Raw genomic sequence first — 26,203 nt, 5'->3', positions numbered from 1 at the left:
CGGCGTTGGCAATACCCTGCCCCAGCGGACCGGTGGTGGTTTCCACACCGGCGGTGTAACCCACTTCCGGGTGGCCCGGGGTTTTCGAGTGCAGCTGACGGAAGTTCTGCAGTTCGGACATCGGCAGGTCATAGCCGGTGAGGTGCAGCAGGCTGTAAATCAGCATCGAACCGTGGCCGTTGGACAGCACAAAGCGGTCGCGATCGGCCCAGGCCGGATTCGTCGGGTTGTGGTTCAGAAAATCACGCCACAGGACCTCGGCGATGTCCGCCATACCCATCGGGGCTCCCGGGTGACCGGATTTGGCTTTCTGTACCGCGTCCATGGAGAGCGCGCGTAATGCATTGGCGCAGCGGCGCCGTTCATTTGCTGTGTTCATTTTTTATCCTTACAGGCGGTTCAGAGCATCTGGCGGATCATCGTTTCCAGCTTCAACTGGTCGGCGGCGAACAGCCGGATACCTTCGGCCAGTTTCTCTACCGCCATCGCATCCTGGTGGTGCTGCCAGAGAAATTCCGCCTGGCTCATCGGGCTGGGGCGCGTTTCACTGACGCAGCCGGGGTTGAGCTGGCGAGTAAGCGCTGCGTCGCAGGCAGCAAGTTCATCAAGCAGCGCCGGTGAAATGGTCAAGCGGTCGCAGCCCGCCAGCGCCTGAATCTGCTCGATACGGCGAAAACTCGCTCCCATCACCACGGTCTCGTAACCGTGGGTTTTGTAGTACTGGTAGATCTCACGCACCGATTTGACGCCGGGATCGTTTTCCGCGTCGTAGGGTGCCTGCGGTGCGTTTTTCTGATACCAGTCGTAAATGCGTCCGACAAACGGTGAAATCAGGAAGACGTCCGCCTCGGCGCAGGCGCGCGCCTGGGCAAAAGAGAACAACAGCGTCAGGTTGCAGTTAATGCCGCTGCGCTCCAGTTCCTCTGCGGCGCGGATCCCCTCCCAGGTCGCCGCCAGCTTGATCAGAATGCGCGACGGCGCGATGCCGTTTTCCTGATAGAGCTGAATCAGTTTGCGGGCGCGGGTCACGCACATCCCGCGATCCCAGGCAAAGCGGGCATCCACTTCGGTCGAAATGCGTCCCGGCACGTGGCGCAGCACTTCGGTGCCGATATCCACTGCCACCTGATCGCAGGCGTTGATTAACTGGGTTTCGGCGCTGCCGCCCTGGCGACGCGCTTTGCCAATGGCATCGGCAATCAGCGCCTGGTACTGAGGTAGCTGTGCGGCTTTCAGTACCAGCGACGGGTTGGTCGTCGCATCCTGTGGGGCGAATTTCTTGATCGACTCGATATCACCGGTGTCTGCCACCACCACCGTCATCTCTTTTAAGGCGTTTAACTGGTTCATAGCGGCTCCGTTCAGTCTCTGGCATGCTGGTTCTGGTAGTAATCAATGCGCTCCACTTTTGCCGCAGAGCCGCCGCCTTCGTATTCGGATTCCAGCCATGCCTGGATAATCTTTTTCCCCAGTTCAGCCCCTATCACGCGTGCGCCAAGCGTGATGATTTGCGCGTTATTACTTTTGCGCGCCCGCTCGGCGGAGAAAGTATCGTGGCACTGCGCGGCGCGTACGCCGGGCACTTTATTGGCGACAATGCTCATGCCGATTCCGGTACCGCAAATTAAAATACCGCGATCGTGTTCACCCTGCTTAATAGCCATCGCGACATCATGGGCAACATCGGGATAATAATTCGCGCCCTGACGTTTATCGCTGCTGTAATCAACGACAGCCATCCCCTGCTCTGTCAGATAATTAACGATAGCATCGCGAAACGCATAGGCGGCATCATCTGCACCAATGGCGATTGTTTTCATAATAGTATCCTCAAATTATTCACGGTAAATACAAATCTGATCGCCGGGGCGAATCGTCGCTGGCGTTGCGCCACACAGATGAACCATGCCGGGTAATTCGGCGCTAATCGCCCCGTCAAAATGCAATGTAATATGGCCAAGCTGTTTTAAATTTGCCGTAGCAACGCTGCCCACAGCCGTAATTCGATAAATCAGTGAATTAATCGTTACTTTCTGGCCGGGTAATAATACGCCATTAAATTTACCCGGCCGGTGCACTGCACAATATTCTGCAATATCCGTAGGTACCGGCTCAGCAAATAAAATTAATTTATCCTGTTGTAAATACTGCGCAACAAATTCGCCGACCTGCGTGACCTCCAGCCGGTACACCGGAAACGTCATTATTTATTTCCTTTACTTACCTGCGATGACAGCGGCAGCGGTTTTTCCTGCGCCGACGGTGCTTTCACCTCGACCACCTCCGACGCGCGGGCTTTCAGGCGCTTATCGAACCAGGCCACCAGCACCGGCGCCGTTAACATGGTAATAATGCTGGCTGTTGCGAGCTGCGCCGTGGCGGCATCAACGTACACAGCCAGTGACGGATCGGCCTGCGCAACCATGGCGGGGGTTAACGCTGAACTGGCTGCGGTGGTGCCGAGCGCCGCGCCGAGCGCGGTTTTCTTCTTCAGGAACAGGTTGTAGAGGAAGTAGAAAAGGATGCCGGTAAAGGCGGAGATAATCCCCAGTACAATGCCCGACAGTCCGGCGGTGAACACCGTGTTGATGCTGGAGTTCGCGCCGATGGCAAACGACATGATAATGATTACCAGCGGCTGTGCTGAGGCACAAAGCTGCTTAAAACGTTCGTCAAGGTTGCCCCACAACATGCCGATCAACAGCGGGATCAGCATCGATAACAGTGCGGCAAAGGGGATATTCGCCAGTCCGCTAACGCCCAGCACCATCATGGTGACAAAGGGGCCATCTTTCACGCAGAACACCGAAATGGCACCAGCGTCGCTGGCATCGCCGTAATTACTGCAAAGCGCAATATAGAGCGAGCTGTTGGAGCTGGTCAGGCAGGCGACAAACGCCAGCGTTGAGATACCGAGGAAACCGACCGGGCCAAACATCGAGCCGACCGCCCACACCGCCAGCGCCCCGGCGATGCATTTGAGAATTAACAGTACCGCACCTTTATACAGCGGCAGCCCGGCCTGGCGAATATTGATCGAGGTGCCACAGATTAACAGAAATATGCCCATCATGGCGCTGGAACCGACTTTAAATAACGCCGTTGTCGGGCCACCGATACTTAATGCCTGAGGTGCAAAAGTATTAATAAGAATCGCCACCACCAGCGGAATAATAATGAGACCGCCTGGCACTTTGTTCATTTTGTCAAAAATATTAATGTTCATAGGGTAACTCGCATACAGGATACAAGAGTGAATAAATCACGACGCACTGCCCGAACCATGTTCGCGTCGCATATTGTTATATTTGTTATTGCAGTGATTCTTTATAAATGTGTTCAACAATAGTGCTAATAATTTCTTCCGGCCCGGTAAGTCCACCTTTGCCCACGCAAACCAGCCCGGCATATTCCCCACCGATAATGCGAACCATATCGGTCTGCGGAATAACGTAGTCGATCATTTCAATACCGGTGGCACCAAGCTCTTTCAGCACATTAACCATCGTATCGCCGCCGGTCATATACAACCCTTTAATCTCTCCCGACGCGCAATTCAGCATCTCTTTGACGATATTGCCGAGGCCTTTGTTGATGTTTTCCGCCGCCTGACCGTGATCGAGATTGAAGCGCTGCTCCTCTTCCTGCAGATCCAGCAAACGGCCGGTCAGCGCCGACTCAAAAACAAACAGTGCATTTTTATGCGTTGTGACGCACTGCTGCGCCTGCCGCACAATCCGGTTGATCTCAATTTCGGCGGCATTCTTTCTGTCCACCAGCAGTTCCGCATCCACCGGGATATGACACACCCGATCGTCATGGGCAATTAAGTAACTCAACTGCTTTTTCGTCACCGGCGTAGCGCTTCCTGCGACGATCACCACCGAGCCGCGCTGCGCATTTCTGGGCAATGACGGCTGGGCCAGCCGTTTCTCTTCACGCATCAACCCACGATGCACCGCCAACCGTTCGGTAAACGGCCCGGGATCCACGGCCAGTACATTCCAGTTCAGCGCCACGATCGCGCGGGCGATGGCATCCACATCGTCCAGCGTGATGGCATCCACCACAATCACGCGCATCCCTTCCTGCTGCCGCGCCAGCAGTTGCTGTTGGATCTCCCCTTCGCCCTGCATCACTTGCGACAGCGCAATGTGGCCAACATGATGCTGGGTTTGATTGGCCAACAGCCCCGGCACCCAGGACTCGGTCACCGGGGTACGCACATCGCGCGCCACATCGGTACAGGAGAGCGCGACGGAATCGATAACCGAATAGCCGCCGACCAGAATACGCCGCGACTGCGGCATCGCAGGTACCATTACCGCCATCGTCTCCTGCGGCAACAGCGCCAACATGGCATCGATTTCATAGCCAATGCCGCCGCGCAACGTGGTGTCGATACGTTTGGTAAAGTAGTGCGCCCCGCGTGCTTTCAATTGCTGTACCGCGGCGCTGACCCGCTGCTGGGCTTCCGCTTTTGGTAACGGGCGGCTGTCGCTGCTCACCACCATTGCCGGGTATTCCACCTCGTTGCGGGCGAACGAATCGGTATCAAAGAATGCCGCCGTTTTTAAGCCACTGCGCGCCAGCAGCACGCCTACCGTTGTCGCCCCGGTCAAATCATCGGCCACAATGCCCAGTTTGTCGCCCATGCCCGACGGATAGACTCGTTCGATCCCGGCGGGCGTAACACCGGAGACATAGATCTCCTCGTGGATATACTCCGCCAGCGGGCCGCTTTTTCCGGTGTGATGCAGGTTAATGGTTGGAATGCCGCGTTTCGGGTACAGGCCGCAGCGCAGAGTACCGCCGCAGTCGATGACCATCACGCCGATTTCCGCTTCCGCCGGTTCGCCGTGTTTGAACACGTCCACCGAGGGCCAGCCGGTCAGTTCGCACAGCCGGTCAACCACCGGCGGGCGAATGCCCCCGGTGATATAGGCGATCTTCTTCGGCTGGTCGAGCGAGACCTTCAACGGCCCGCCCCACCCTTTGCTGCCTTTACTAATTAACAGATAGTTTTCCATTCTCTGCTCCTCAGTCGTTGACGACGCCTTACTGCTGTTTCATTTTCCAGTAACGCGCCGCGACCAGCGTGGATTCCAGCATGCTGACCGTGCCCGCTTTCCCGGTGCCGGCAATATCAAACGCGGTGCCATGATCGACGGAACTGCGCATAAACGGCAGGCCAAAGGTAATGGTGATCGAGCGTTCAAAATCGAGGGTTTTACAGGCGATATGCCCCTGATCGTGGTACAGCGACAGAATGGCGTCGTATTTACCCAGTTTGCCCAAATGGAAAACAGAATCGGCCGGAACCGGGCCAATGGCGTTGATACCTTCCGCCTGCGCGGCTTTCACTGCCGGGATCAGGTTATCCGCTTCTTCATGACCGAACAGGCCGTTATCGGAACCGTGCGGATTGAGTGCTGCGACCGCGATGCGCGGGTTCTGAATGTTCAGTGCGCTGAACTCGTGGTGGATCTGCTGCACGCAGGCCAGCACGCGCTCTTTATTGGCGTAGTCGCAGGCGTCTTTCAGCGCCATATGGCGGCTAACAAAGAACACGCGCAGGTTGTGCACATGGAACATGGTCAGACCGTAATCGGAACGCGTTTCGACCTGATAAATTTCGGTGTGGCCCGGCAGTTTACAACCTGCCAGCTTGATGGCTTCTTTATGGATTGGCGCAGTCGAAACGACGTCGATCGCCCCCGCCATACCCAGCTCGATGGATTTCATCACATAATCGAGCGACATCTTGCCCGCCAGTTGCTGCACTTTGCCCCAGACGATGTTGTCGCAGTCGTAATCCCCGGTTTCCAGCACATCCAGCGTGCCCCAACTGAACTTCGCCTGATCCGGATGGGTGATTTTGTTGATCGGAAAGTCGCAGCCCTGGATTTTCATCGCCCGCTGAATGATAGGCACTGAGCCAATCAGAAACGGTTTGCACTCGTCGTAGACGCTTTTGTCCATCAGGGTAGCAACGGTGATTTCCGGGCCAATCCCGGCCGGATCGCCAATGGTGACAGCTACAACGGGTTTTTTATCTACAGACATCATCGGACCTCTCTGTGGTTAATCTCGACTGTTCATATGTTCACTACTTAATCACATGAACATAACGTTACCCGATGTCCTGCGAGTGATGAGTGACAGAGATCACAGAAAAAATCGCGCACATTTTTTCATCGCAAAAGTGTGATCTAACATATGTTCATGCAATGAATAAATGTTCAAATTGACCTGAATGGCGCATAACTGGCTGCACAGATCACTGATTAACAAGGAAATGCAAAGATGAAACGCCTGATGATCGGCACGAGCTGGAAAATGAACAAACCGCTGTCGGAAGCGATGGCCTACTGCGAAAGCCTGGCCGACCAGTTACCTCAACTGCTGCATCCGCAGGTACAACCCTTCTTTATTCCGGCCTTTACCGCTCTCCATCCGGTCAGCGAATTCTTCCGTACGCGCCAGTTGCCCTGCCTGACAGGCGCGCAGAATATGCACCAGCAGGAGCATGGTGCATGGACGGGAGAAATCTCCGCCAGCATGCTGGTTGAAGCAGGCGCAACGCTGGTTGAGATGGGCCATTCGGAACGCCGGGGCGCGTTCAATGAAAGTGATGCAGCAGTGAATGCCAAAGTACATACGGCACTGCGCCACGGCCTGCGCCCGCTGGTATGCATTGGCGATAGCGCGGATGAAAAGCGCTGGGGCGTCTCAGTTGAAACCGTCACGCGACAGATGAAAATTGCCCTTTTTGGCGTTAGCGCTGAACAGGCGCAGCAGACGTTAATTGCCTATGAACCTGTCTGGGCGATTGGTGAACACGGCACGCCCGCGACGCCGGAACAGGCTGCGACGATCCACCATGCGCTGCGTCAGGCGCTGTGCACATTATACGGCCATGATGCCGGGCAAAAGGTACCGCTGCTCTACGGCGGCAGCGTCAATCTGCAAAACTGCGCCGAACTGGTTACGCAAGACGATATCGACGGTTTATTTATTGGTCGTGCCGCCTGGACGGCGGACGGTTACTGCGCGATTGTACGGCGTGTAGTGCAGGATTTTATCAACAAAGCGCAGTAGTATGAGGGCGATATCGGGAATGGAAAAATAATACGATGGCTGAACAAGACTCTGATTATGAACTGTTAACGGAAATTGCCGTAGCGTATTACGAGCAGGAGCAGACGCAGGAAGAGATAGCCCAACGGTTTGGCATCTCGCGGATTAAAGTCGGCAGGCTGCTGAAAAAAGCGCGCCAGGAGGGGATCGTTGAAATCAACGTCAAATACCATCCGGTCTTTAGTTCACAGATTGAACAACAGTTCATTCAGCATTTTGGCGTAAAACGGGCGCTGATTGCGCTGGATCACCACGATGAAGATGAGCAGCGCCAGCAGGTCGCGGCGCTGGTGAGCAACTACCTGGCGACCATTCTGAAAAATGATATGACGGTCACCGTGGGCCAGGGGCGGAATGTCGCCGCTGTCGCTAACCATGTGGGGATTTTCCCGGAGCGCTCCTGCCACTTTATCTGCGGCATCGGCGGCACCAAACGCGACGGACAACTGATTGATGCCGACCATATCAGCCGTAATCTGGCGCGCAAATTCAACGGTTTCAGCGAGACACTCTACGCGCCCGCCTATGTCGAAACGCCTGCGCTGCGCGAAGCCTTTATCCAGAACCGCTTAATTAAAGCCACGCTGGAGCAGGCCAGCAAAGCCGATGTCGCGCTGATCGGTCTTGGCGATATGAACGAAAACAGCTTTATGGTGCAACTGGGATGGTTTACGCCGCAGGAGATCATTACGGCCCGTCAGGAACAGGGCGTGGTGGGCGATCTGGCAGGCTACAGCTTCTTTAATATTCAGGGCACACCGGTGGATACGGTGATGAACGATCGGGTGATTGGTCTGAGCCTGGAACAGTTGCGCACCATTCCCTGCGTGATTGCCATTGCGTCAGAAAGTACCAAAGCCACCGCCATTCTTGGCGCGCTGCGTACCGGAGTGATTGATGTGCTGGCGACCAGCGCGTCGAATGCGCGCACGGTGATTAATCTGCAAAAAGCGCTATGAATGCCTCTCCCCGGCCGGGGAGAGGTTTTACCGTTACAGCCCTTGCAGCAATTTTTCCACGAACTTCGGCACCACTTCGCTTGCCAGCCCGTAGTGTTTCTCTTCGAACTCGCTGCCGACCTGGCTCGGTTCAAGGTTCAGCTCAACGGTGTGCGCACCCTGTAGTTTCGCTTCGTGGACAAACCCGGCAGCCGGGTAAACATGCCCGGAGGTGCCAATGGCGATAAAGACATCGGCCATCGCCAGCGCGTTGTAGATTTCGTCCATGCCCAGCGGCATCTCGCCAAACCACACCACATGCGGGCGCAACGGCGCGGGGAACTGGCAGCAGTGGCATTTATCTTCAGGCGTGACATCGCCGGTCCACTCCAGCACCTGCCCGCTCTGCGAGCAGCGCACTTTCAGCAGTTCACCGTGCATATGGATAATGTTTTTGTTGCCAGCGCGTTCATGCAGGTTATCGATATTTTGCGTGATCAGCAGGAAACGATCGCCCAGCGCCTGTTCCAGCTTCGCCAGCGCCAGGTGCGCGGCGTTCGGCACAATTTCCGGCAATTGCAACTGCCGACGACGATCGTTATAAAACGTCTGCACCAGTTGCGGGTTGCGGGCAAAACCTTCCGGCGTTGCCACATCTTCCACATGATGCTCTTCCCACAGCCCGTCGGCGGCGCGAAAAGTACGAATGCCGGATTCGGCAGAAATGCCCGCTCCGGTCAGGACGACGACTCTTGGTTTTTCCATCAGTTCCGGTACCACTCTGTCTCTGAAGAAAATTCGCTGGCGTAACCGCTCGCGCTGGTGGCGTTTGTTACGGCGAAAACGGCTGAGACGATGTAAACGACGCGATTGCATGGCATCCTCTCAGGATTTAATCAGTTAAGTGAAGGAAGGCCGCGCCGCGCATGCCGCCCGCATCGCCGTGGCGAGCACGTTCAATACGCGGGACATCGCCTGCCGGCAACAGATGCGGCGCAATGCGCTCCGGCAATAGCCGGGTCAGTGCGCTGAAATTTGATAACCCTCCGCCGATCACCAGCAGATCGGGATCGACAATGGTCAGAATATTGCCCAGACACACCGCCAGCAAATCCACATAGCGCTCGACATGCGCCAGCGCTTTCGCCTCGCCCTGCTCCCAGTGCGAAATGATTTCCGGCGCTGACAACGATTGGTGGTAAAAGTACTGGTACAGCCACGCAAAACCGCGTCCCGAGAGATAGTTCTCAATACAGCCGATTTTACCGCAGCCGCAGCGGGTTAACGGAAAGTCAAAACCCATCAGCCCCAGCGCATCCACCGGCAGGCGAATATGACCAAATTCGCCGGTAATAAAACGACGCCCGGTCACCGATTTCCCGTTCACCACCAGCCCGCCGCCGACGCCCGTGCCGAGGATCAACCCCATCACCAGCGGATAGGCGCGGAACTCGTCATCCCAGGCTTCAGAGAGGGTAAAGCAGTTGGCATCGTTATTGATACGCACATCCCGCGCAAGCAGAGCGCTGAGATCGGCGCGCAGCGGCTGACCGCTGGCGGCAAGAAGGTTGGCGGCATACAGCGTGCCGTCGGCGGTCTCTGGCATACCAGGAATACCGACGCCGACGCTGCCTTTGCTACCGAAGCGTTCATCCGCTTCGGCAACCAGCCCGGTGATGGCGCGCAGAAACGCGTCATAACTGTCGTGGGGCGTGGCGACGCGCTTTTCCCACTGTAAGCGTCGCTCAGCGTCAAAGACGCCTAACGCGATTTTGCTGCCGCCGATATCAAATCCGTAATTCATCGCCACTCCTTCGTTGTGGCCCTGTGAAAACGGCGGGATTACTGCCCGCTCAGCACTCTTGCCGGATCAATATTGCTTGCCCGGCGCGCCGGATACCAGCTCGCCAGCAGGCTCAGGACTAATGCGGTCACCAGCACGTACACTACATCCAGCGGGTGTAACTCTGACGGCAGGAAATCGATAAAGTAGATATCTCCCGACAGGAACTGATGACCAATAATCTTCTCAATCACGTTGATAATCGGTGTCAGTTGCAGCGCCACGATAACACCGATCACCACGCCGCAGAGGCTGCCCAGCAGCCCGGCCAGCAGCCCGTACCAGACAAATACGGCGCGGATCAGGCCATCTTTCGCCCCCAGCGTACGCAGCACGGCAATGTCGCCGCTTTTGTCTTTTACCGCCATCACCAGCGTCGAGACAATATTAAAACAGGCCACGCCAATCACCAGCACCATCGCCAGATACATAATGGCGCGGATCATCTGGATATCGCGGTACATATAGCCGTACTTGCCGATCCAGCTTTTGATATACACATAGCTGTTGGTGACGCTGCCCGCATCGCGCACCAGCTTATTGGCGTTAAACACGTCATTCACTTTGATGTCGATACCGGTAATGCTGCTGCCCATCTCCAGATATTGCTGCGCATCGGCCATCGGGATCATCGCATAGCTGTGATCGAGCTGGCCGCTGAGCTGTAAAATCCCGGTCACGTGCAGACGCACGCGTTTCGGTTGCAGCAGTTTGTGCGCATCGTCCGAGTTGGGGATCATGATCGATACCCAGTCGCCCTGCTTCACTTTTAGCGCATCGGCAACGCCTTTGCCGAGAATGATTTGCTGCTCACCGGCGCGGAAGTTCTGCCAGGCATCGCCCTGCACAAATTTCGGCAGCGCGCTCAGCTCGCTCTCCTGCGCCGGATCGACGCCTTTCACCTGGATGGCGCGCAAATTCGCCCCGCTTTCTACCAGCCCGGTAAAATTAATATAGGGCGCAGCGGCAGCAATACCGGGAACTTTTTTCACTTTTTCCAGCGCCGTGTCCCAGTTGTTCCACGGCTGATTCACCGGCTCGATCTCACCGTGCGGCACCACCGCCAGAATACGGTTGTTCAATTCGCGCTCGAAACCGTTCATCGCGCTTAAACCGACGATCAACACCGCCACACCCAGCGCGATACCAACGGTGGAGATCACCGAAATCAGCGACACCATTCCGCCGCGACGGCGACCGCGGCTAAAGCGCAGACCAATCAATAACGACAGAGGCAGCGCCATTAATCTGCCCCCATCAGCGTCACATCGGCGCTCAGGTGGCCGTCGCGCATCTCCAGTTGGCGATTCATGCGCTTCGCCAGTTGCAGATCGTGCGTCACCACCAGAAAGGCAGTGCCCTGCGACTGATTCAGTTCCCCCAGCAACGCAAAGATACTGTCGGCATTGCGGGCATCGAGATTACCGGTCGGTTCATCCGCCAGCACCAGTCGCGGGTTGTTCACCAGCGCGCGCGCGATAGCGACACGCTGGCGCTCACCGCCGGAAAGCTCAGAAGGACGGTGACTGGCGCGATGCTCCAGCCCAACGGCGCGCAGTATTTCCCGCGCACGGGCATCTATTTCCGCCGGTTTCTTTTTGCCGATCAGTAGCGGCATAGCGACGTTTTCCAGCGCGGTAAAATCGGGCAGCAGATGGTGAAACTGGTAAATAAAGCCGAGTTCGCGGTTGCGCAACTCTGCTTTCGCCGCCGAAGAAAGTTTACTCATCGGCCGATCGCGGAAAATCACATCGCCGGAGGTCGGCGTATCCAGCCCGCCCAGCAGGTGCAGCAGCGTACTCTTCCCGGAACCGGAGCTACCGACGATCGCCATCAACTCCCCTTCGCCCATGCTAAAGCTGACATTGTGCAGCACGTCGGTTTGCACACTGCCTTCCTGATAGCGTTTGCACAGGTTGTCGCATTGCAACAGGATCTTATTCATAACGTAAAGCCTCAGCGGGTTGAGTGGCGGCGGCGCGCCAGGAAGGATAAAGCGTTGAAAGCAGCGCGATGGCCATCGCCACCAGCGCAATAGCGACAACCTGCAGCGGCTCAATCGCCACCGGCAGCGCCGCGCCGTCGAGCAGCGCGCCGATAATCGGCATCAGGTTATTGAGCTGGCTGGCAAGCAGCGCGCCAAGCACGGCACCCAGCAGCGCGCCGATGATCCCGGCGCTGGCACCCTGCACCATAAAGACCGCCATAATCTGGCGCGGTGTCAGACCCTGGGTTTGCAGGATCGCCACCTCGCCCTGTTTCTCCATCACCATCAGGCCCAGCGAGGTGATTATATTAAACGCTGCGACGGCGACGATCAGGCTCAGCAGCAGCCCCATCATGTTCTTTTCCATGCTCACAGCCTGGAACAATTCACCTTTGCGATCGCGCCAGTCCTGCCATTTTGTGCCTTGCGGCAACGTTTGTTGGCTCAGGACGTCCACTTTCAGCGGCTCGTTGAGCCACAAGCGCCAGCCGGTAATGTTACCCGCCGGGTAACGCATCAACCGCGACGCATCGTCAATGTTCACCAGCATTTGATATTCATCCACTTCACTGTTGGCGGCGAAAGTGCCGATCACGGTGAACAGACGCTGGCTCGGCAGACGCCCCATCGGGGTGAACTGGCTGGCGGACGGTACCATCACGCGGATCTGATCGCCGCGATTAACGCCTAATTGCCCGGCCAGTTGCTCGCCGAGAATGATGTTGTATTTGCCTGCTTGCAGGTCGCTCTGCTTAACGTTCACCAGATACGGCGTCAGCGGATCCTTTTGCGCCGGATCGATCCCCAGCATCACGCCGACCGCCACACTGCGCGCACTTTGCAGTACGACATCGCCAGTAGTCAGCGGCGCAATACGCGTTACCCCCTGTAATTTCACGGCGCTGGCGGGAAGTTGTTGCGGATTGAGGGAGCCGTTTTGCGTAGTGAGCGTGGCCTGCGGCATTAACCCAAGAATGTTGTTTTGCAGCTCGCGTTCGAAACCATTCATTACCGATAACACGGTTACCAGCGCCATGACGCCGAGCGTGATGCCAATGGTTGATAGCCAGGAAACAAAGCGGCCAAAGCGGTCCGCTGCGCGTCCACGCATATAGCGCAGACCTATGAAAAGAGTGACAGGCTGGTACATGAAATCCGTCTGATTGCTGATAGCAGAGTCAGGAGTATATAAGCGAAAGCACATAGCGTAAATGAGAGGAACCGTAAGAATTCGTCAGCGTGATATGAAAAAAAGCCGGGAAATCAACTCAATAATTCCATTCTGCGAACGCTGAACCGCCGCATGTTTGTACAGAGGTCAACCACAAACGACCCTGCGCCTAATCCTAAAATGACAAAATACAGACACTTTAACGTCACATTCACGCCCTCAATGGTCAGGATAAAAGACTTAATTTTTTGTAATACAGGGAACTAAGGACGTGAAACAAAAAGCTTTGTGGCTAAACCAAATTAAAGGGTTATGTATTTGCTTGGTCGTGATTTACCACTCGGTGATTACCTTCTATCCGCATCTCAATGTGTTCCAGCATCCGTGGTCGCAAACACTGTCGAAGTGCTGGGTCTACTTCAACCTTTACCTCGCCCCTTTTCGCATGCCGGTGTTCTTTTTTATCTCCGGCTATTTGATCCGCCGCTATATCGATGAGGTGCCGTGGAAAGAGACCGTCGATAAACGCATCTGGAGCATTGTGTATGTGCTGGCGCTGTGGGGCGTATTGCAATGGACAGGCTTAAGCCAGCTTAATGCATGGCTGGCGCCGGAACGCGATCTGACCAACGCTGCGAATGCCGCTTACGCGGATAGCTGGGTTGAGTTTTTACAGGGGATGCTCACCGCCAGCACCAGCCTGTGGTATCTGTATGCGCTGGTGGTCTATTTCACCCTGTGCAAACTGCTGAGCCGCTGGAAGGTGCCGATGCTGGCGCTGACTATCCTGTGCAGTCTGGCGATTAATTATCTGCCGCTGCCGTGGTGGGGAATGAACAGCGTCGTGCGCAATATGATTTTCTACTCGCTGGGCGCCTGGTATGGCGCAAGCCTGATGGCGTGGGTCAAAACCGTACAAATTCGCCGTTACGGCGTGCCGTTTGCCCTCGCGATGATTGTGGCTTTCGGCCTGTGGATGTTTGCGATGCCGTTGCCGCTCTGCCTGCTTTCTATCGTCGCCATTATGCGGCTGTTCTGGGAACTGGAGCAGCGTTTCCCGCCGAGTGAAAAGAGCCTGTTGAATATGGTGGGCAGCAATACGCTGGCGATTTATACCACCCACCGCATTCTGGTTGAGGGGTTCAGCCTGGCGCTGATCAAACCGCTGAATGCCGGTGTCTGGCCGCCGCAAGCCGAGCTTGCGCTGCTGCTGGTCTATCCGTTTGTGACTTTGCTTATCTGTACGCTGTTTGGATTGCTGGTGCGCAAACTCTCCAGCGCTCTGTTCGGCGATCTCTTTTTCACCCCTCCGACAAAACTCCTCCAGCCCGTCGCCGCACGCTGATCCATGCGTTCGCCTTGGCTAAAATGACGCAATCGCGGATAATCAAAGGATTGCGTATCAGTGATATGCCCCCATGTGGGGGTATATCCACAAGAGACTCCGACACCTTCTATGCCTGAACAATATCGTTATTCACTGCCGACCAAAGCGGGTGACCAGCGCCAGTTTGGCGAACTCACCGGCGCCGCCTGCGCCACCGAAGTGGCGGAAATCATCGAGCGCCATGCTGGCCCCGTGGTGCTGATCGCACCGGATATGCAAAATGCCCTGCGCTTGCAGGACGAGATAAGCCAGTTTACCGATAATCTGGTGATGAACCTGGCAGACTGGGAAACGCTGCCCTACGACAGCTTTTCGCCGCACCAGGAGATCATCTCTTCCCGTCTTTCCACCCTGTATCAACTGCCCGCCATGCAGCGCGGCGTGCTGATTGTGCCGGTGAATACCCTGATGCAGCGCGTCTGCCCGCACAACTATCTGCACGGCCATGCGCTGGTGATGAAAAAAGGGCAGCGGCTGTCCCGCGATCAGCTGCGCACGCAGTTGGACAGCGCCGGTTACCGCCATGTTGATCAGGTGATGGAGCACGGCGAGTATGCCACGCGCGGCGCGCTGCTGGATCTCTTCCCGATGGGCAGCGAGCAGCCGTTCCGTCTCGACTTTTTCGACGATGAAATCGACAGTTTGCGGCTGTTCGACGCCGATACCCAGCGCACGCTGGAAGAGGTCGAGGCGATTAATTTACTGCCCGCGCATGAATTCCCGACCGATAAAAACGCCATTGAACTGTTCCGCAGCCAGTGGCGCGATCGGTTTGAGGTGAAGCGCGATGCTGAACACATTTATCAGCAGGTGAGCAAAGGCACCCTGCCCGCCGGGATCGAATACTGGCAGCCGCTGTTTTTTAGCGAACCGCTGTCAACACTGTTTAGCTATTTCCCGGCGAATACGCTGCTGGTTAACACCGGCGATCTGGAAGCCAGCGCGGAACGTTTTCAGCAGGAGACGCAGGCGCGCTTTGAGAGCCGCGGTGTGGATCCGATGCGCCCGCTGTTGCCGCCGGAAAGCTTATGGCTGCGCAGCGACGCGCTGTTCAGCGAACTGAAAAAATGGCCGCGTATCCAGCTCAAAACTGAACGGCTCAGTGAAAAAGCCGCGCACGTTAATCTCGGTTATCACGCATTGCCGGAGCTGGCGGTGCAGACACAGCAAAAATCACCGCTGGATAACCTGCGTAAGTTCCTTGAGTCCTTCAGCGGCCCGGTGGTTTTCTCGGTCGAGAGCGAAGGCCGCCGCGAAGCACTGATAGAACTGCTGGCGCGCATTAAAGTGGCGCCCAAACGCATTTTGCGTCTCGACGAAGCGTCAACGCCCGGCGCCTGGCTGATGATCGGCTCGGCAGAGCACGGTTTTATCGACACTCTGCGCAACCGGGCGCTGATTTGCGAAAGCGATCTGCTGGGCGAGCGCGTTGCGCGCCGACGCCAGGATACCCGGCGGACGATTAACCCCGATACGCTTATCCGTAACCTTGCCGAGCTGCACGACGGCCAGCCGGTAGTGCATCTGGAACATGGCGTCGGGCGTTATGCCGGTATGACGACGCTGGAAGCCGGCGGTATTAAAGGTGAATACCTGATGCTGACGTACGCCGGTGACGCCAAACTTTATGTCCCGGTCTCTTCGCTGCATCTGATCAGCCGCTATGCGGGCGGCGCAGAAGAGAGTGCCCCGCTGCATAAACTGGGCAGCGATGCCTGGGCGCGGGCGCGGCAGAAAGCGGCGGAAAAAGTGCGTGATGTGGCGGCTGAGCTGCTGGATATCTACGCGCAGCGCGCGGCAAAAGCAGGTTTTGCCTTCAAGCACGATCGTGAACAATATCAACTGTTCTGCGATAGTTTCCCCTTCGAAACCACGCCGGATCAGGCGCAGGCGATCAACGCCGTGCTCAGCGATATGTGCCAGCCGCTGGCGATGGATCGTCTGGTGTGCGGCGATGTGGGTTTCGGTAAAACCGAAGTGGCGATGCGCGCGGCATTCCTTGCGGTCGAAAACAACAAGCAGGTGGCGGTGCTGGTGCCAACCACCCTGCTGGCGCAGCAGCACTTTGATAACTTCCGCGACCGTTTTGCCAACTGGCCGGTGCGCATTGAGATGCTCTCACGCTTTCGCAGCGCCAAAGAGCAGTCGCAAATTCTTGAACAGGCCGCTGAAGGCAAAATCGATATTCTGATCGGCACCCACAAACTGCTGCAAAGCGATGTGAAGTTAAAAGATCTCGGCCTGCTGATTGTTGACGAAGAGCACCGCTTTGGCGTGCGCCATAAAGAGCGCATTAAAGCGATGCGTGCCGATGTCGACATTCTGACGCTGACGGCAACGCCGATCCCGCGCACGCTGAATATGGCAATGAGCGGGATGCGCGACCTGTCGATCATCGCCACGCCACCCGCGCGCCGTCTGGCGGTAAAAACCTTTGTTCGGGAGTACGACAGCCTGGTGGTGCGTGAGGCGATCCTGCGTGAAGTGCTGCGCGGCGGGCAGGTCTACTACCTGTATAACGACGTGGAAAATATTCAGAAAGCCGCCGACAGGCTGGCGCAGCTGGTGCCGGAAGCGCGTATCGCAATCGGTCACGGGCAGATGCGCGAGCGTGAACTGGAACGGGTGATGAACGATTTCCATCATCAGCGTTTCAACGTGCTGGTCTGCACCACCATCATTGAAACCGGGATCGATATTCCGACCGCCAATACCATTATCATCGAACGCGCCGACCACTTTGGCCTCGCCCAGTTGCACCAGTTGCGCGGGCGCGTCGGACGCTCACACCACCAGGCTTACGCCTGGCTGCTGACTCCGCACCCGAAAGCGATGACTACCGACGCACAAAAACGGCTGGAAGCTATCGCTTCGCTGGAGGATTTGGGCGCAGGTTTTGCGCTGGCAACGCACGATCTGGAGATCCGTGGGGCGGGCGAGCTGCTCGGTGAAGATCAGAGCGGCCAGATGGAAACCATCGGTTTCTCACTGTATATGGAACTGCTGGAAAACGCCGTTGATGCGCTGAAGGCCGGTCGCGAGCCGTCGCTGGAGGATTTAACCAGCCAGCAGACCGAGGTCGAACTGCGCATGCCTTCGCTGCTGCCGGACGATTTTATTCCTGATGTTAATACGCGTCTGTCGTTCTATAAACGCATCGCCAGCGCGAAAGATACGAACGCGCTGGAAGAGATTAAAGTCGAACTGATCGATCGCTTTGGACTACTACCGGATGCGGCGCGGAACCTGCTGGATATCGCCCTGCTGCGCCAGCAAGCGCAGAAGCTGGGGATCCGCAAACTGGAAGGTAATGAAAAAGGCGGCATCATCGAGTTCAACGAGAAAAACAACGTCAATCCGTTATGGCTGATTGGTCTGCTGCAAAAGCAGCCGCAGCATTTCCGTCTGGATGGTCCGACGCGGCTGAAATTTATGCAGGATCTGAGCGAACGGAAAACCCGCATGGACTGGGTGCGTAATTTTATGCAGCAACTGGCCGAAAACGCCGTCGCCTGACGGTCTCAGCGCCGGGCCGCCTGGCCCGGCCTGTTATTTTTCGCAAGATTTACAAATATTTTGCAATAACCAGGGTTTCCCGACACCCTGCCCGACCATAATCCCATCGCAAAGTCGTATATAAATAACCTTATGATTTACATGGATTATGGTAATGAGAAGAATTGCGTGTTTTACCTGCAGGATTATCCTCCTCGCTGTTGCGGTTATCACTGCCTTTACCCTGCCCGCACGGGCAAATAGCTGGCCATTACCCGCAGAGGGCAGCCGTCTGGTAGGCGAAAACCGCTACCACGTAGTGCAAAATGATGGCGGTTCACTGGAAGCGATCGCCAAAAGATATAACGTTGGTTTTCTCGCGCTGTTGCAGGCAAACCCCGGCGTCGATCCTTATGTGCCGCGTGCGGGCAGCGTGCTGACGATCCCGCTGCAAACCCTGCTGCCGGATGTTCCGCGCAAAGGTATTGTGATTAACCTCGCGGAACTGCGCCTCTATTACTATCCGCCGGGAAAAAATGAAGTGACGGTTTATCCCATCGGCATTGGTCAGTTAGGTGGCGATACCCTGACACCAACGATGGTCACTACCGTTTCTGATAAACGCGCCAACCCCACCTGGACGCCAACCGCCAACATCCGTGCACGTTACAAGGCCCAGGGGATTGATCTGCCTGCGGTGATGCCAGCCGGGCCGGATAACCCAATGGGGCATCATGCGATCCGTCTTGCCGCGTTTGGCGGAGTTTATCTGCTGCACGGCACCAATGCTGATTTCGGTATCGGCATGCGCGTCAGCTCCGGCTGCATTCGCCTGCGCGATGCCGATATTTCCAGTCTGTTTGCCAGCGTGACGCCAGGAACGGCGGTGAACATCATTAATACGCCGATTAAAGCGTCGGTTGAGCCGGACGGTAGGCGGCTGGTTGAAGTCCATCAACCGCTGTCAAAATCGATTGATGACGATCCGAAAACGCTGCCTATCGTGCTGAATGCCGCGATGCAGGCCTTCAAAGACGATGCGCGTAGCGATGCCAGCATCATGAACCATGCAATGGAAATCCGCTCTGGTATGCCGGTTGATGTTACGCGTCATAGTGAGAGCGCCTTGCAGGCTCTGTAAAACTGAGCGAAAAAGAAAAGGCCCGGCGCAGTACGTCGGGCCTTTTTTATTGCAGTGGCACAGGGAAGAGAGGTTGGGTTTATTTGTACAGCACCGCGGTACCGTGCAGGTTGTCAGAACCAGTCACGGAAGTGATGCGGAAAGATTTCGCGCCCATTTCATCGGCTTTTTGCGCCAGTTTAGCTTTAACGGAAGAGAGATCAGCACCCGCGCTGACGCCAATGGACGCAACTTCCTGCTGGCCTGTCGGCGCAGACTGAACTTCAACGGCAGCAAAGCTGGCAAAAGAGAGCGTACTGAGTGCAGCAGCGGCAAAAAGCGCAGTGATGTTTTTCATGATTTTTTTCCTGGATAAAGATAAAAGATGTCGTTAGCTATTAAGTTAACGATCGATAGGTAAATGATAAGTGTGATCTTAATCACTGGTCAACATATTTTTGTAATGATTGTTAATTAAAATGTTAATTGCTTAAATTTCATAAGCATATGTTTTATGAATATGTGCTATTTGCTGCTGGTCATTGGCGAAGATTATTTTTATAATGGTTGTTCAACAAACCAACAAAGGTTAAGCGGCGATATGACCAGTGAAGTCACCAGTTGCACCAAAAAATGCCGTGGCCGACCGAAAGTGTTCGACAGGGAAGCGGCGCTCGACAAAGCCATGACGCTGTTCTGGCAGCATGGCTACGAAGCCACATCATTATCCGATCTCGTGGAAGCCACCGGGGCGAAAGCGCCGACGCTGTACGCTGAGTTCACTAATAAAGAGGGATTGTTCCGCGCGGTGCTCGATCGCTATATTGCGCGGTTCGCCCGACAGCACGAAGCCCAGTTGCTCTGCGAGGACAAACCGGTAGAAACCGCGCTGCTGGATTATTTCACCGCCGTGGCAAAGTGCTTCACCAGCACCGATACGCCAGCCGGTTGTTTTATGATCAACACCTCGGCGACGCTGGCAGCTTCTTCGCAGGCCATCGCGCAAACGATCAAGTCGCGGCATGCACAGCAGGAAGATACTCTGCTCCAGTTCCTCACCCAGCGTCAGCAGCGCGGTGAGATCCCGGCGGATGCAGATCCTCAGGCGCTGGCTGAATTCCTGGGATGTGTTTTGCAGGGAATGTCGATCAGCGCGCGCGAAGGTGCCAGCGTTGAGAAGTTGCTACAGATCACGCGCACAACCCTGCGACTGTGGCCAAATTTGATCAAGGCATAAAAAAAATGAGACGGGAAACCGTCTCTTTTTTATCTCTGTGATAGAGATATCACATTTCAATAATAGGTAAAAACTATCAGCTAAATCCCCCGCTTTGCTATTATTAATTGTGATTATTGCCCTGCTAATCATTCAGCAGAATGATACAAATTATAAGTGTCATGATGACACATTAAACTGGTTTTCCTTTGCTCTTTTTTACGCGCTGTAATGCATGACTTGTCGAGGATAAAGGGTACTTCACTGACTGATCACAAGCAGAAGGAAAATGGAGATGATTTTGCTATTACCATTCATTAAAGTGCTAATAGTAATTACATTGTTATTTGGTCTGTGGGTTATGTTGGGCGGTTCAGTATTATTTGCTTTTATATCTGTTCTCATCACCGGGCTACTGGTGGTTCGTCAACACGATTTCATTTGATCTGATTAAGCCTTGCAGCAATGCAGGGCTTTTTAATGAAAAAAAAAGCTCCCCAGCCTGAGCGATGGGGAGCCAACATGCAGAGTACTACTATTTTACGCGTTGTTATTCAGGATCAGCTGACCATTTTTATCCAGCGGAATCTGCGTTCCCGGATCTTTATCCATGCGGATTTTTCCCTGCTGGTCGCCGATTTTGTACGTCACGTCGTAGCCGAGCATTTTTTCCGATTTGTCATATACCGTGCTGCAACGCTGCTGGGTGGTGGTGTAGGTGTCACGCTCCTGCATACCGCCCTGGATCTGGTTGCCAGCATACCCGCCGCCTAGCGCGCCGACAACTGTTGCGACATCTCGCCCTTTGCCGCCGCCGAACTGGTGACCGAGCACCCCGCCAGCCACTGCGCCAAGTACCGAACCGGTAATACGGTTTTCGTCCTGCACCGGGCGGCGATGCGTCATAGTGACATTACGGCACTCCTGACGCGGCGTTTTTACTGTTTCCTTGATTGGCGTGGCTGAAACGACCTGCGCATATTGAGGGCCGCGATCGAAGACATTCAGGCTGGCCACTGCGGCAACGCCCAGTGCAGCGGCCACGCCAATACCGATACCCGCTAACATTGATTTATTCACAGGATTTTCTCCCTGGTTGACTATTGGTAACAATTTTGCAACTTGAGCAATAGTAAAGCCAATCGGAAAGCACGCAAAAATAGGGATACAGGTGGGGTAAAACACGATATTCAGAGTTTTCCGACCACCATACGCGTGCAAGGCAGCGGGATATGCTGCTTCCCGGCCAACGACCGGGAAGCAGCGAAACCGGATCAGTGCAATTTCAGACGCGGGCGGATCACGCGGTTAATACTGCCAACCAGCATCATCAGACCGGTTTTAAAATAGCCGTGCAGCGCGATCTGGTGCATACGGTACAGCGAGATATACACGAAACGGGCAATACGACCTTCAATCATCATTGAACCACGCATCAGGTTACCCATCAGACTGCCCACGGTGGAGAAGTTCGACAGGGAAACCAGTGAACCGTGATCCTTATAAACATAAGATTTCAGCGGCTTATCTTTGATCTGCGCCAGAATGTTATGCAATGCAAGAGTGGCCATCTGATGAGCAGCCTGCGCGCGCGGCGGTACAAATCCGCCTTCCGGACGGGCGCAGGAAGCACAGTCGCCAATGGCGTAAATATCTGCATCGCGCGTCGTTTGCAGCGTCGGCTCAACGACCAGCTGATTGATGCGGTTGGTTTCCAGGCCACCAATCTCTTTCATAAAGTCCGGCGCCTTGATCCCTGCCGCCCATACCATCAGATCGGCCTTGATGTATTCGCCCTCTTTGGTATGCAGACCGCCTTCGTCGGCGCTGGTCACCATCGTCTGGGTCAGAACGCGGACGCCCATTTTGGTCAGTTCATTGTGCGCGGCACCGGAGATACGCGGTGGCAACGCCGGCAGAATGCGCTCACCCGCCTCCACCAGCGTGACGTTCAGCGCTTCATTCGTCAGCCCTTTGTAACCGTAGCTATGAAGCTGTTTCACCGCATTGTGCAACTCTGCGGAGAGTTCAACGCCGGTCGCGCCGCCACCGACAATCGCAATATTGACTTTGCCGTTAGCGCCAAGATTGGCCGAATATTTCAGGAACAGGTTGAGCATTTCCTGATGGAAGCGACGCGCCTGATGCGGGTTATCGAGGAAAATGCAGTGCTCTTTCACGCCCGGCGTGTTGAAGTCGTTCGAGGTACTGCCCAGCGCCATCACCAGCGTGTCATAGGCCAGTTTGCGTTCCGGCACCAGCAGATCGCCCTTCTCATCACGCAGTTCCGCCAGGGTGATGGTTTTGCTTTCGCGGTTAATATCCATCACAGAGCCCAACTGGAACTGGAAATGATGATTGCGTGCATGAGCCAGGTAGCTCAGCGCATCAACACCTTCATCCAGCGAGCCGGTTGCCACTTCGTGCAGCAGGGGTTTCCATAAATGGCTGTGGTTACGATCGACCAGCGTAATTTTGGCTTTTTTACCGCGTCCCAGCTTTTTACCTAACTGAGTTGCCAGTTCCAGACCGCCAGCGCCACCACCTACGATCACAATCTTTCTCAACGGTGTTGTCAAAATGACCCCCTAAAATATTAACCAATTGTTAATTAAAAGTTATAAAAATAGCTCTTAATTAACAACAGGTTACGCACGCGCAACCTCACTTTGACGTTGAGAATATCACGAACGGTTCAATGGTCATACCAAAATTGATATGAATCAAGTTTTCATGCCTAAAAGTTGAGCAAGTGTAGCCGCACAGCGAAAAGCTGCCCGTCAGGAGAGGAGAAAAAGAGGAGCCCGGCAGACGAAAACCTGCCGGGGAGAGGCTTAACCGAGGGTTTTAAAGGCCTTAATTCGCTGCAGGTGCGGCGAGATGTTTTTAAACTTATGCGACTGTTCTTCGTCCCAGACAATTTCATAGTAATGATGCAACTCATCGGAAGAGCGCTGGCTGTCCAGAGCTTCATCTTGTCGCGACAGGATCACCAGGCAGCGATCGCGGTTTTTCTCGCGGAAGTTAGCGACACATTTAGTAGCAATGTCTTCATACTCTTCCGGCCGGTCAATCTTCCCTTCCATGTTCTCATAAGGAAACAGATTCGGGTTGAAAATCACCTGGCGGACGTCGCAGAGAAAACCGATGCGCTCGGCCCAGTAACCGCCAAGGCCGACGCCGCAAATCAGCGGGCGTTCATCCACGTTGAGTTGCAGCATCTTGTCGACTTCTTTCAACAGATGCTGCATATCATGTTTCGGATGCCGCGTGCTGTAGCTTATCAGGCGAACATCCGGATCGATAAACTGTAGCTGCAACACTTTTTCATGGTTGCCGGGACTGTTTGAGTCAAAACCGTGTAAATAGATAATCATTGTATCCTCACCACTTCGACATCGCGTCCTCAGGGGTTAATGGGCGGCTTTCTGCTCCTGCCAGCGCTCATGCAACTGCTCCAGTGCTTTACTGGTCGCCTTCCAGCGCGCCGAGCTCATCAACTCCTGACGAGAATATGAACCTTTATGATACAATTGTGTAACACGCTCTGCATTGATCGGCGACAGGTTATCTAACACACTGACTGCGCCTTTACGATTATTGCAGACGAGGATCATATCGCAACCGGCATCCAGCGATGCCTGCCCGCGTTCAGCATAACTTCCCATGATTGCCGCGCCTTCCATTGACAAATCGTCAGAAAAAATCACGCCGTTAAAGCCCAACTCGCCACGCAGAATGGTTTTCAACCACCACGGTGAACCGCTGGCCGGACGCGGATCGGCATCGGTATAAATCACATGCGCGGGCATAATGGCATCCAGTTTATTTTGCTCAATCAGCGAGCGGAATACTGACATATCTTTCGCGCGGATCTCCGCCAGCGAGCGCGGATCGCGCGGCGTCTCCTTGTGAGAATCCGCGGTTACCGCTCCGTGCCCCGGGAAATGTTTACCGGTCGTTTTCATTCCCGCGCTGTGCATACCATCAATGAAGTGGCTCGCCATCACCAGCGCTTTAGCCGGATCTTCGTGGTAAGAACGTTCGCCGATGGCGGCGCTGATATGTCCAACATCCAGCACCGGGGCAAAGCTGATATCAATATCCATGGCGATCATTTCACTGGCCATCAACCAGCCAGCATCTTGCGCCAGCCGCCCGCCCTCTTCCAGCCCGTGCAGAGCGGCAAAAGCCTGAGCCGCGGGCAGACGCGTGAAGCCTTCGCGAAAACGCTGTACCCGTCCGCCTTCCTGATCGACCGCCACCACCAGACGGTGGTGCGAAGCCTGGCGGATCTGGCGCACCAGTTCACGCAACTGCTCCGGATCGTGATAATTACGGGTAAAGAGGATCAGGCCGCCCACCAGCGGATGCGCCAGAATCTCGCGCTCTTCCGCATCCAGTTCATACCCTTCCACATCCAACATTACCGGACCCACACTGACCTCTCTTATTCTTTGTTCTGTAACCGCCGCCAGATAGCATCTGCCAGCGTAATAAATTGTTGTTCGCCCGTTTGCTGCCAGCGGCACTCAAACCAGCCCGCCATCAACATCCATACCCAGGGCCGCCAGCGGCGAACCTGGCGCGCTAATATTACCGGATCGACCGCCGACTGCTGAGCATACTGCGCAACCAACTGCTGACGCTGCGCCTCGTCCTCCGCCCATACCGCGGCGAGCTCGAGAGCAACATCACCATCGCCTGCATATTCCCAGTCGATAAGCCGCAAACCTGCGGCGCTGTGCACCAGGTTTCCCGCATGGACATCCATATGCAACGGCGCGAGCCGCAGCGGCTGCGGTTCGCCCTGTTTTCTTAATAGCCTTAACTGCCGCAACCAGAAGGGTGTGCGCCGCGTCGGCGCGCTCTGCTGCCAGTATCGTTCCAGCAGCGGCAACAGCGTAATACGCCAGCCAAAAAGTGGCTGACGGTGTAAATCACGGAGTAATGCCGCCAGTGCATCAGGCGGCGGTAAGGCCGTTTTGATCTCGCCGGGGATAAAGTCCACCGCCATCCAGTCGCCAGTATAGCGCTGCGGACGCGGCGCGAGGGTTGCGGGCAAGCGGCGGAGCAAACGGTACTGACGCAGAAATGGCGATGAAGCGGCCTGGTGACGCTGGCGCAGCACCAGCGTGTGCCGACCATCGTGAATAAGACAACTCCCGCCGCTTAGCCCGCTATTCTGGCTGGCGACGGGAGTATACGTCGGAAAATAGCGTGACAACACCGTGTCACGCGTCTGTTTATTGTTGCTGAACCGCACCTTTACCCGACCAGATAATTTCGCCTGTCTGCACCAGCATCAGCTGCATTTGTAACGCGGGTGCGCTGGCGTTGCCGGTCGCATTGGAATAAAGCACATACTGTGCCCCAACGTTGCGGGCAATACCGATGGCTTTACTGCGGGTACCCAGGCTGTCCTGCGGAGAGAGCCCCAGTTGCTGTTTTGCCAGCGAGAGCTGCTGCGCGGTAATCAGCGTAAATTTACCGTTATTGGCCAGCGCATTGCGCACCACTTCGGTGGCTTCGCCGGTATTGATCGACCCGTTGGTACGGTTGTTTACGCTATCAACCAGCAGAACGCTGCCAGCGTTGGCGCCGCTGGCCTGCAACATTTTACCGACCATCGGCTGCACCGCGCTGTTCCAGTCATAATGACGTTCGCGCGGCGCGGGCTGCCCGGTTTGATCCTGGTGTTCGATTGGGCCAGGCTGCTGTGGCAATGTCGGAACCGAAGGTACTGTCGGAACCGGCTGCGTGGGCTGCGGTTGCGGCTGCGCGGGCTGCTGAGCGCCGCCTGCCTGTTCAACCGGCGCAGGCTGTTGATTACTGATACACCCTGCCAGCAACACCGCCAGCGAGGTCAGTAGCGCGAAGCGTCCAAATGTTTTAATCAAGTGTCA

At 55.5% G+C, this 26,203-nt stretch carries 24 protein-coding genes and 1 pseudogene; 6 read left to right on the top strand and 19 right to left on the bottom strand.

What is annotated here, in order from left to right; translation table 11 throughout:
* From C0557_RS09245 to pdxA, 7 genes and pseudogenes are all read right to left on the bottom strand, one after another.
* Positions 1-379, bottom strand: a pseudogene (locus tag C0557_RS09245) (transketolase); the annotation flags it as partial.
* Between the two features lie 20 nt (positions 380-399).
* Positions 400-1,350, bottom strand: coding sequence for a transaldolase (tal, locus tag C0557_RS09240; RefSeq protein WP_208658236.1), 951 nt, complete (start codon positions 1,348-1,350; stop codon positions 400-402).
* An 11-nt stretch (positions 1,351-1,361) separates the two neighbouring features.
* Entirely contained in the window at positions 1,362-1,820 is a 459-nt protein-coding gene (rpiB, locus tag C0557_RS09235; RefSeq protein WP_208658235.1) for a ribose 5-phosphate isomerase B, read from the bottom strand.
* Between the two features lie 15 nt (positions 1,821-1,835).
* A complete protein-coding gene (locus C0557_RS09230) occupies positions 1,836-2,204 on the bottom strand; it encodes a PTS glucitol/sorbitol transporter subunit IIA (protein ID WP_208658234.1) in 369 nt (122 codons plus the stop codon).
* Positions 2,204-3,226, bottom strand: coding sequence for a 2-keto-3-deoxygluconate permease (locus C0557_RS09225; protein ID WP_208658233.1), 1,023 nt, complete (start codon positions 3,224-3,226; stop codon positions 2,204-2,206). Before C0557_RS09225 ends, C0557_RS09230 begins: the two co-directional genes overlap by 1 nt.
* An 85-nt stretch (positions 3,227-3,311) precedes the next feature.
* On the bottom strand, positions 3,312-5,030 hold the full coding sequence (locus C0557_RS09220) for a four-carbon acid sugar kinase family protein (protein WP_208658232.1): 1,719 nt from the start codon (positions 5,028-5,030) through the stop codon (positions 3,312-3,314).
* Between the two features lie 28 nt (positions 5,031-5,058).
* On the bottom strand, positions 5,059-6,066 hold the full coding sequence (gene pdxA, locus C0557_RS09215) for a 4-hydroxythreonine-4-phosphate dehydrogenase PdxA (RefSeq protein ID WP_208662866.1): 1,008 nt from the start codon (positions 6,064-6,066) through the stop codon (positions 5,059-5,061).
* A gap of 240 nt (positions 6,067-6,306) precedes the next feature.
* Here pdxA and C0557_RS09210 point away from each other — a divergent pair, with 240 nt between their 5' ends.
* Complete coding sequence (locus C0557_RS09210; protein ID WP_208658231.1) at positions 6,307-7,101, top strand: triose-phosphate isomerase; 795 nt, start codon at positions 6,307-6,309, stop codon at positions 7,099-7,101.
* 35 nt (positions 7,102-7,136) lie between these two features.
* On the top strand, positions 7,137-8,099 hold the full coding sequence (locus C0557_RS09205) for a sugar-binding transcriptional regulator (protein ID WP_208658230.1): 963 nt from the start codon (positions 7,137-7,139) through the stop codon (positions 8,097-8,099).
* A gap of 33 nt (positions 8,100-8,132) precedes the next feature.
* On the opposite strand, the gene cobB is transcribed toward C0557_RS09205, so the two are convergent.
* From cobB to lolC, 5 genes are read right to left on the bottom strand one after another with little or no spacing between them, the layout of a single operon-like run.
* Positions 8,133-8,954, bottom strand: a complete 822-nt coding sequence (cobB, locus tag C0557_RS09200; RefSeq protein ID WP_208658229.1) for a Sir2 family NAD+-dependent deacetylase — start codon at positions 8,952-8,954, stop codon at positions 8,133-8,135.
* A 16-nt stretch (positions 8,955-8,970) separates the two neighbouring features.
* Entirely contained in the window at positions 8,971-9,882 is a 912-nt protein-coding gene (gene nagK, locus C0557_RS09195; RefSeq protein WP_208658228.1) for an N-acetylglucosamine kinase, read from the bottom strand.
* Between the two features lie 38 nt (positions 9,883-9,920).
* A complete protein-coding gene (gene lolE, locus C0557_RS09190; protein ID WP_208658227.1) occupies positions 9,921-11,165 on the bottom strand; it encodes a lipoprotein-releasing ABC transporter permease subunit LolE in 1,245 nt (414 codons plus the stop codon).
* Complete coding sequence (gene lolD / locus C0557_RS09185) at positions 11,165-11,866, bottom strand: lipoprotein-releasing ABC transporter ATP-binding protein LolD (protein WP_074777905.1); 702 nt, start codon at positions 11,864-11,866, stop codon at positions 11,165-11,167. The genes lolE and lolD overlap by 1 nt, the downstream gene beginning before the upstream one ends.
* Entirely contained in the window at positions 11,859-13,058 is a 1,200-nt protein-coding gene (gene lolC, locus C0557_RS09180) for a lipoprotein-releasing ABC transporter permease subunit LolC (protein ID WP_208658226.1), read from the bottom strand. The genes lolD and lolC overlap by 8 nt, the downstream gene beginning before the upstream one ends.
* A gap of 292 nt (positions 13,059-13,350) precedes the next feature.
* Here lolC and C0557_RS09175 point away from each other — a divergent pair, with 292 nt between their 5' ends.
* From C0557_RS09175 to C0557_RS09165, 3 genes are all read left to right on the top strand, one after another.
* Positions 13,351-14,424: an acyltransferase family protein gene (locus C0557_RS09175; RefSeq protein WP_208658225.1), complete on the top strand. Its 1,074-nt coding sequence runs from the start codon at positions 13,351-13,353 to the stop codon at positions 14,422-14,424.
* Between the two features lie 111 nt (positions 14,425-14,535).
* Positions 14,536-17,982, top strand: coding sequence for a transcription-repair coupling factor (mfd, locus tag C0557_RS09170; RefSeq protein WP_208658224.1), 3,447 nt, complete (start codon positions 14,536-14,538; stop codon positions 17,980-17,982).
* 154 nt (positions 17,983-18,136) lie between these two features.
* Positions 18,137-19,102, top strand: coding sequence for a L,D-transpeptidase family protein (locus C0557_RS09165; RefSeq protein WP_208658223.1), 966 nt, complete (start codon positions 18,137-18,139; stop codon positions 19,100-19,102).
* A gap of 79 nt (positions 19,103-19,181) precedes the next feature.
* On the opposite strand, the gene C0557_RS09160 is transcribed toward C0557_RS09165, so the two are convergent.
* Complete coding sequence (locus tag C0557_RS09160; protein ID WP_208658222.1) at positions 19,182-19,439, bottom strand: DUF1471 domain-containing protein; 258 nt, start codon at positions 19,437-19,439, stop codon at positions 19,182-19,184.
* 243 nt (positions 19,440-19,682) lie between these two features.
* Here C0557_RS09160 and C0557_RS09155 point away from each other — a divergent pair, with 243 nt between their 5' ends.
* A complete protein-coding gene (locus C0557_RS09155; protein WP_074778155.1) occupies positions 19,683-20,318 on the top strand; it encodes a TetR/AcrR family transcriptional regulator in 636 nt (211 codons plus the stop codon).
* Positions 20,319-20,837: 519 nt separating this feature from the next.
* Here the strand turns inward: C0557_RS09155 and C0557_RS09150 are convergent.
* The 6 genes from C0557_RS09150 to lpoB all read right to left on the bottom strand — a co-directional run bounded on the left by C0557_RS09150 (position 20,838) and on the right by lpoB (position 26,197).
* Positions 20,838-21,377 carry a glycine zipper 2TM domain-containing protein gene (locus C0557_RS09150; protein ID WP_071892715.1) on the bottom strand — a complete coding sequence of 180 codons (540 nt, stop codon included), beginning with the start codon at positions 21,375-21,377 and terminating at the stop codon, positions 20,838-20,840.
* Between the two features lie 194 nt (positions 21,378-21,571).
* The gene (locus tag C0557_RS09145; protein ID WP_208658221.1) at positions 21,572-22,876 is read right to left on the bottom strand and encodes an NAD(P)/FAD-dependent oxidoreductase; all 1,305 of its coding nucleotides are present in this window, start codon (positions 22,874-22,876) and stop codon (positions 21,572-21,574) included.
* Between the two features lie 255 nt (positions 22,877-23,131).
* The gene (ycfP, locus tag C0557_RS09140; protein ID WP_074777890.1) at positions 23,132-23,674 is read right to left on the bottom strand and encodes an alpha/beta hydrolase YcfP; all 543 of its coding nucleotides are present in this window, start codon (positions 23,672-23,674) and stop codon (positions 23,132-23,134) included.
* Positions 23,675-23,710: 36 nt separating this feature from the next.
* Positions 23,711-24,736 carry a beta-N-acetylhexosaminidase gene (gene nagZ / locus C0557_RS09135; protein WP_074777888.1) on the bottom strand — a complete coding sequence of 342 codons (1,026 nt, stop codon included), beginning with the start codon at positions 24,734-24,736 and terminating at the stop codon, positions 23,711-23,713.
* An 11-nt stretch (positions 24,737-24,747) separates the two neighbouring features.
* Positions 24,748-25,563, bottom strand: a complete 816-nt coding sequence (gene thiK / locus C0557_RS09130) for a thiamine kinase (RefSeq protein ID WP_208658220.1) — start codon at positions 25,561-25,563, stop codon at positions 24,748-24,750.
* Entirely contained in the window at positions 25,544-26,197 is a 654-nt protein-coding gene (gene lpoB, locus C0557_RS09125) for a penicillin-binding protein activator LpoB (RefSeq protein ID WP_208658219.1), read from the bottom strand. Before lpoB ends, thiK begins: the two co-directional genes overlap by 20 nt.
* Between the last annotated feature and the right edge of the window lie 6 nt (positions 26,198-26,203).

Source organism: Kosakonia sp. MUSA4, assembly GCF_013085925.1.
Classification (GTDB): Bacteria; Pseudomonadota; Gammaproteobacteria; order Enterobacterales; family Enterobacteriaceae; genus Kosakonia; species Kosakonia sacchari_B.
This window is presented reverse-complemented; position numbering and strand designations above follow the sequence as displayed.

Bases quoted from the DNA above. Each gene is read 5' to 3' on its own strand.
- tal (WP_208658236.1), bottom strand. From the start codon at position 1,350: ATGAACCAGTTAAACGCCTTAAAAGAGATGACGGTGGTGGTGGCAGAC.
- rpiB (WP_208658235.1), bottom strand. From the start codon at position 1,820: ATGAAAACAATCGCCATTGGTGCAGATGATGCCGCCTATGCGTTTCGC.
- C0557_RS09230 (WP_208658234.1), bottom strand. From the start codon at position 2,204: ATGACGTTTCCGGTGTACCGGCTGGAGGTCACGCAGGTCGGCGAATTT.
- C0557_RS09225 (WP_208658233.1), bottom strand. From the start codon at position 3,226: ATGAACATTAATATTTTTGACAAAATGAACAAAGTGCCAGGCGGTCTC.
- C0557_RS09220 (WP_208658232.1), bottom strand. From the start codon at position 5,030: ATGGAAAACTATCTGTTAATTAGTAAAGGCAGCAAAGGGTGGGGCGGG.
- pdxA (WP_208662866.1), bottom strand. From the start codon at position 6,066: ATGTCTGTAGATAAAAAACCCGTTGTAGCTGTCACCATTGGCGATCCG.
- C0557_RS09210 (WP_208658231.1), top strand. From the start codon at position 6,307: ATGAAACGCCTGATGATCGGCACGAGCTGGAAAATGAACAAACCGCTG.
- C0557_RS09205 (WP_208658230.1), top strand. From the start codon at position 7,137: ATGGCTGAACAAGACTCTGATTATGAACTGTTAACGGAAATTGCCGTA.
- cobB (WP_208658229.1), bottom strand. From the start codon at position 8,954: ATGCAATCGCGTCGTTTACATCGTCTCAGCCGTTTTCGCCGTAACAAA.
- nagK (WP_208658228.1), bottom strand. From the start codon at position 9,882: ATGAATTACGGATTTGATATCGGCGGCAGCAAAATCGCGTTAGGCGTC.
- lolE (WP_208658227.1), bottom strand. From the start codon at position 11,165: ATGGCGCTGCCTCTGTCGTTATTGATTGGTCTGCGCTTTAGCCGCGGT.
- lolD (WP_074777905.1), bottom strand. From the start codon at position 11,866: ATGAATAAGATCCTGTTGCAATGCGACAACCTGTGCAAACGCTATCAG.
- lolC (WP_208658226.1), bottom strand. From the start codon at position 13,058: ATGTACCAGCCTGTCACTCTTTTCATAGGTCTGCGCTATATGCGTGGA.
- mfd (WP_208658224.1), top strand. From the start codon at position 14,536: ATGCCTGAACAATATCGTTATTCACTGCCGACCAAAGCGGGTGACCAG.
- C0557_RS09165 (WP_208658223.1), top strand. From the start codon at position 18,137: ATGAGAAGAATTGCGTGTTTTACCTGCAGGATTATCCTCCTCGCTGTT.
- C0557_RS09160 (WP_208658222.1), bottom strand. From the start codon at position 19,439: ATGAAAAACATCACTGCGCTTTTTGCCGCTGCTGCACTCAGTACGCTC.
- C0557_RS09155 (WP_074778155.1), top strand. From the start codon at position 19,683: ATGACCAGTGAAGTCACCAGTTGCACCAAAAAATGCCGTGGCCGACCG.
- ycfP (WP_074777890.1), bottom strand. From the start codon at position 23,674: ATGATTATCTATTTACACGGTTTTGACTCAAACAGTCCCGGCAACCAT.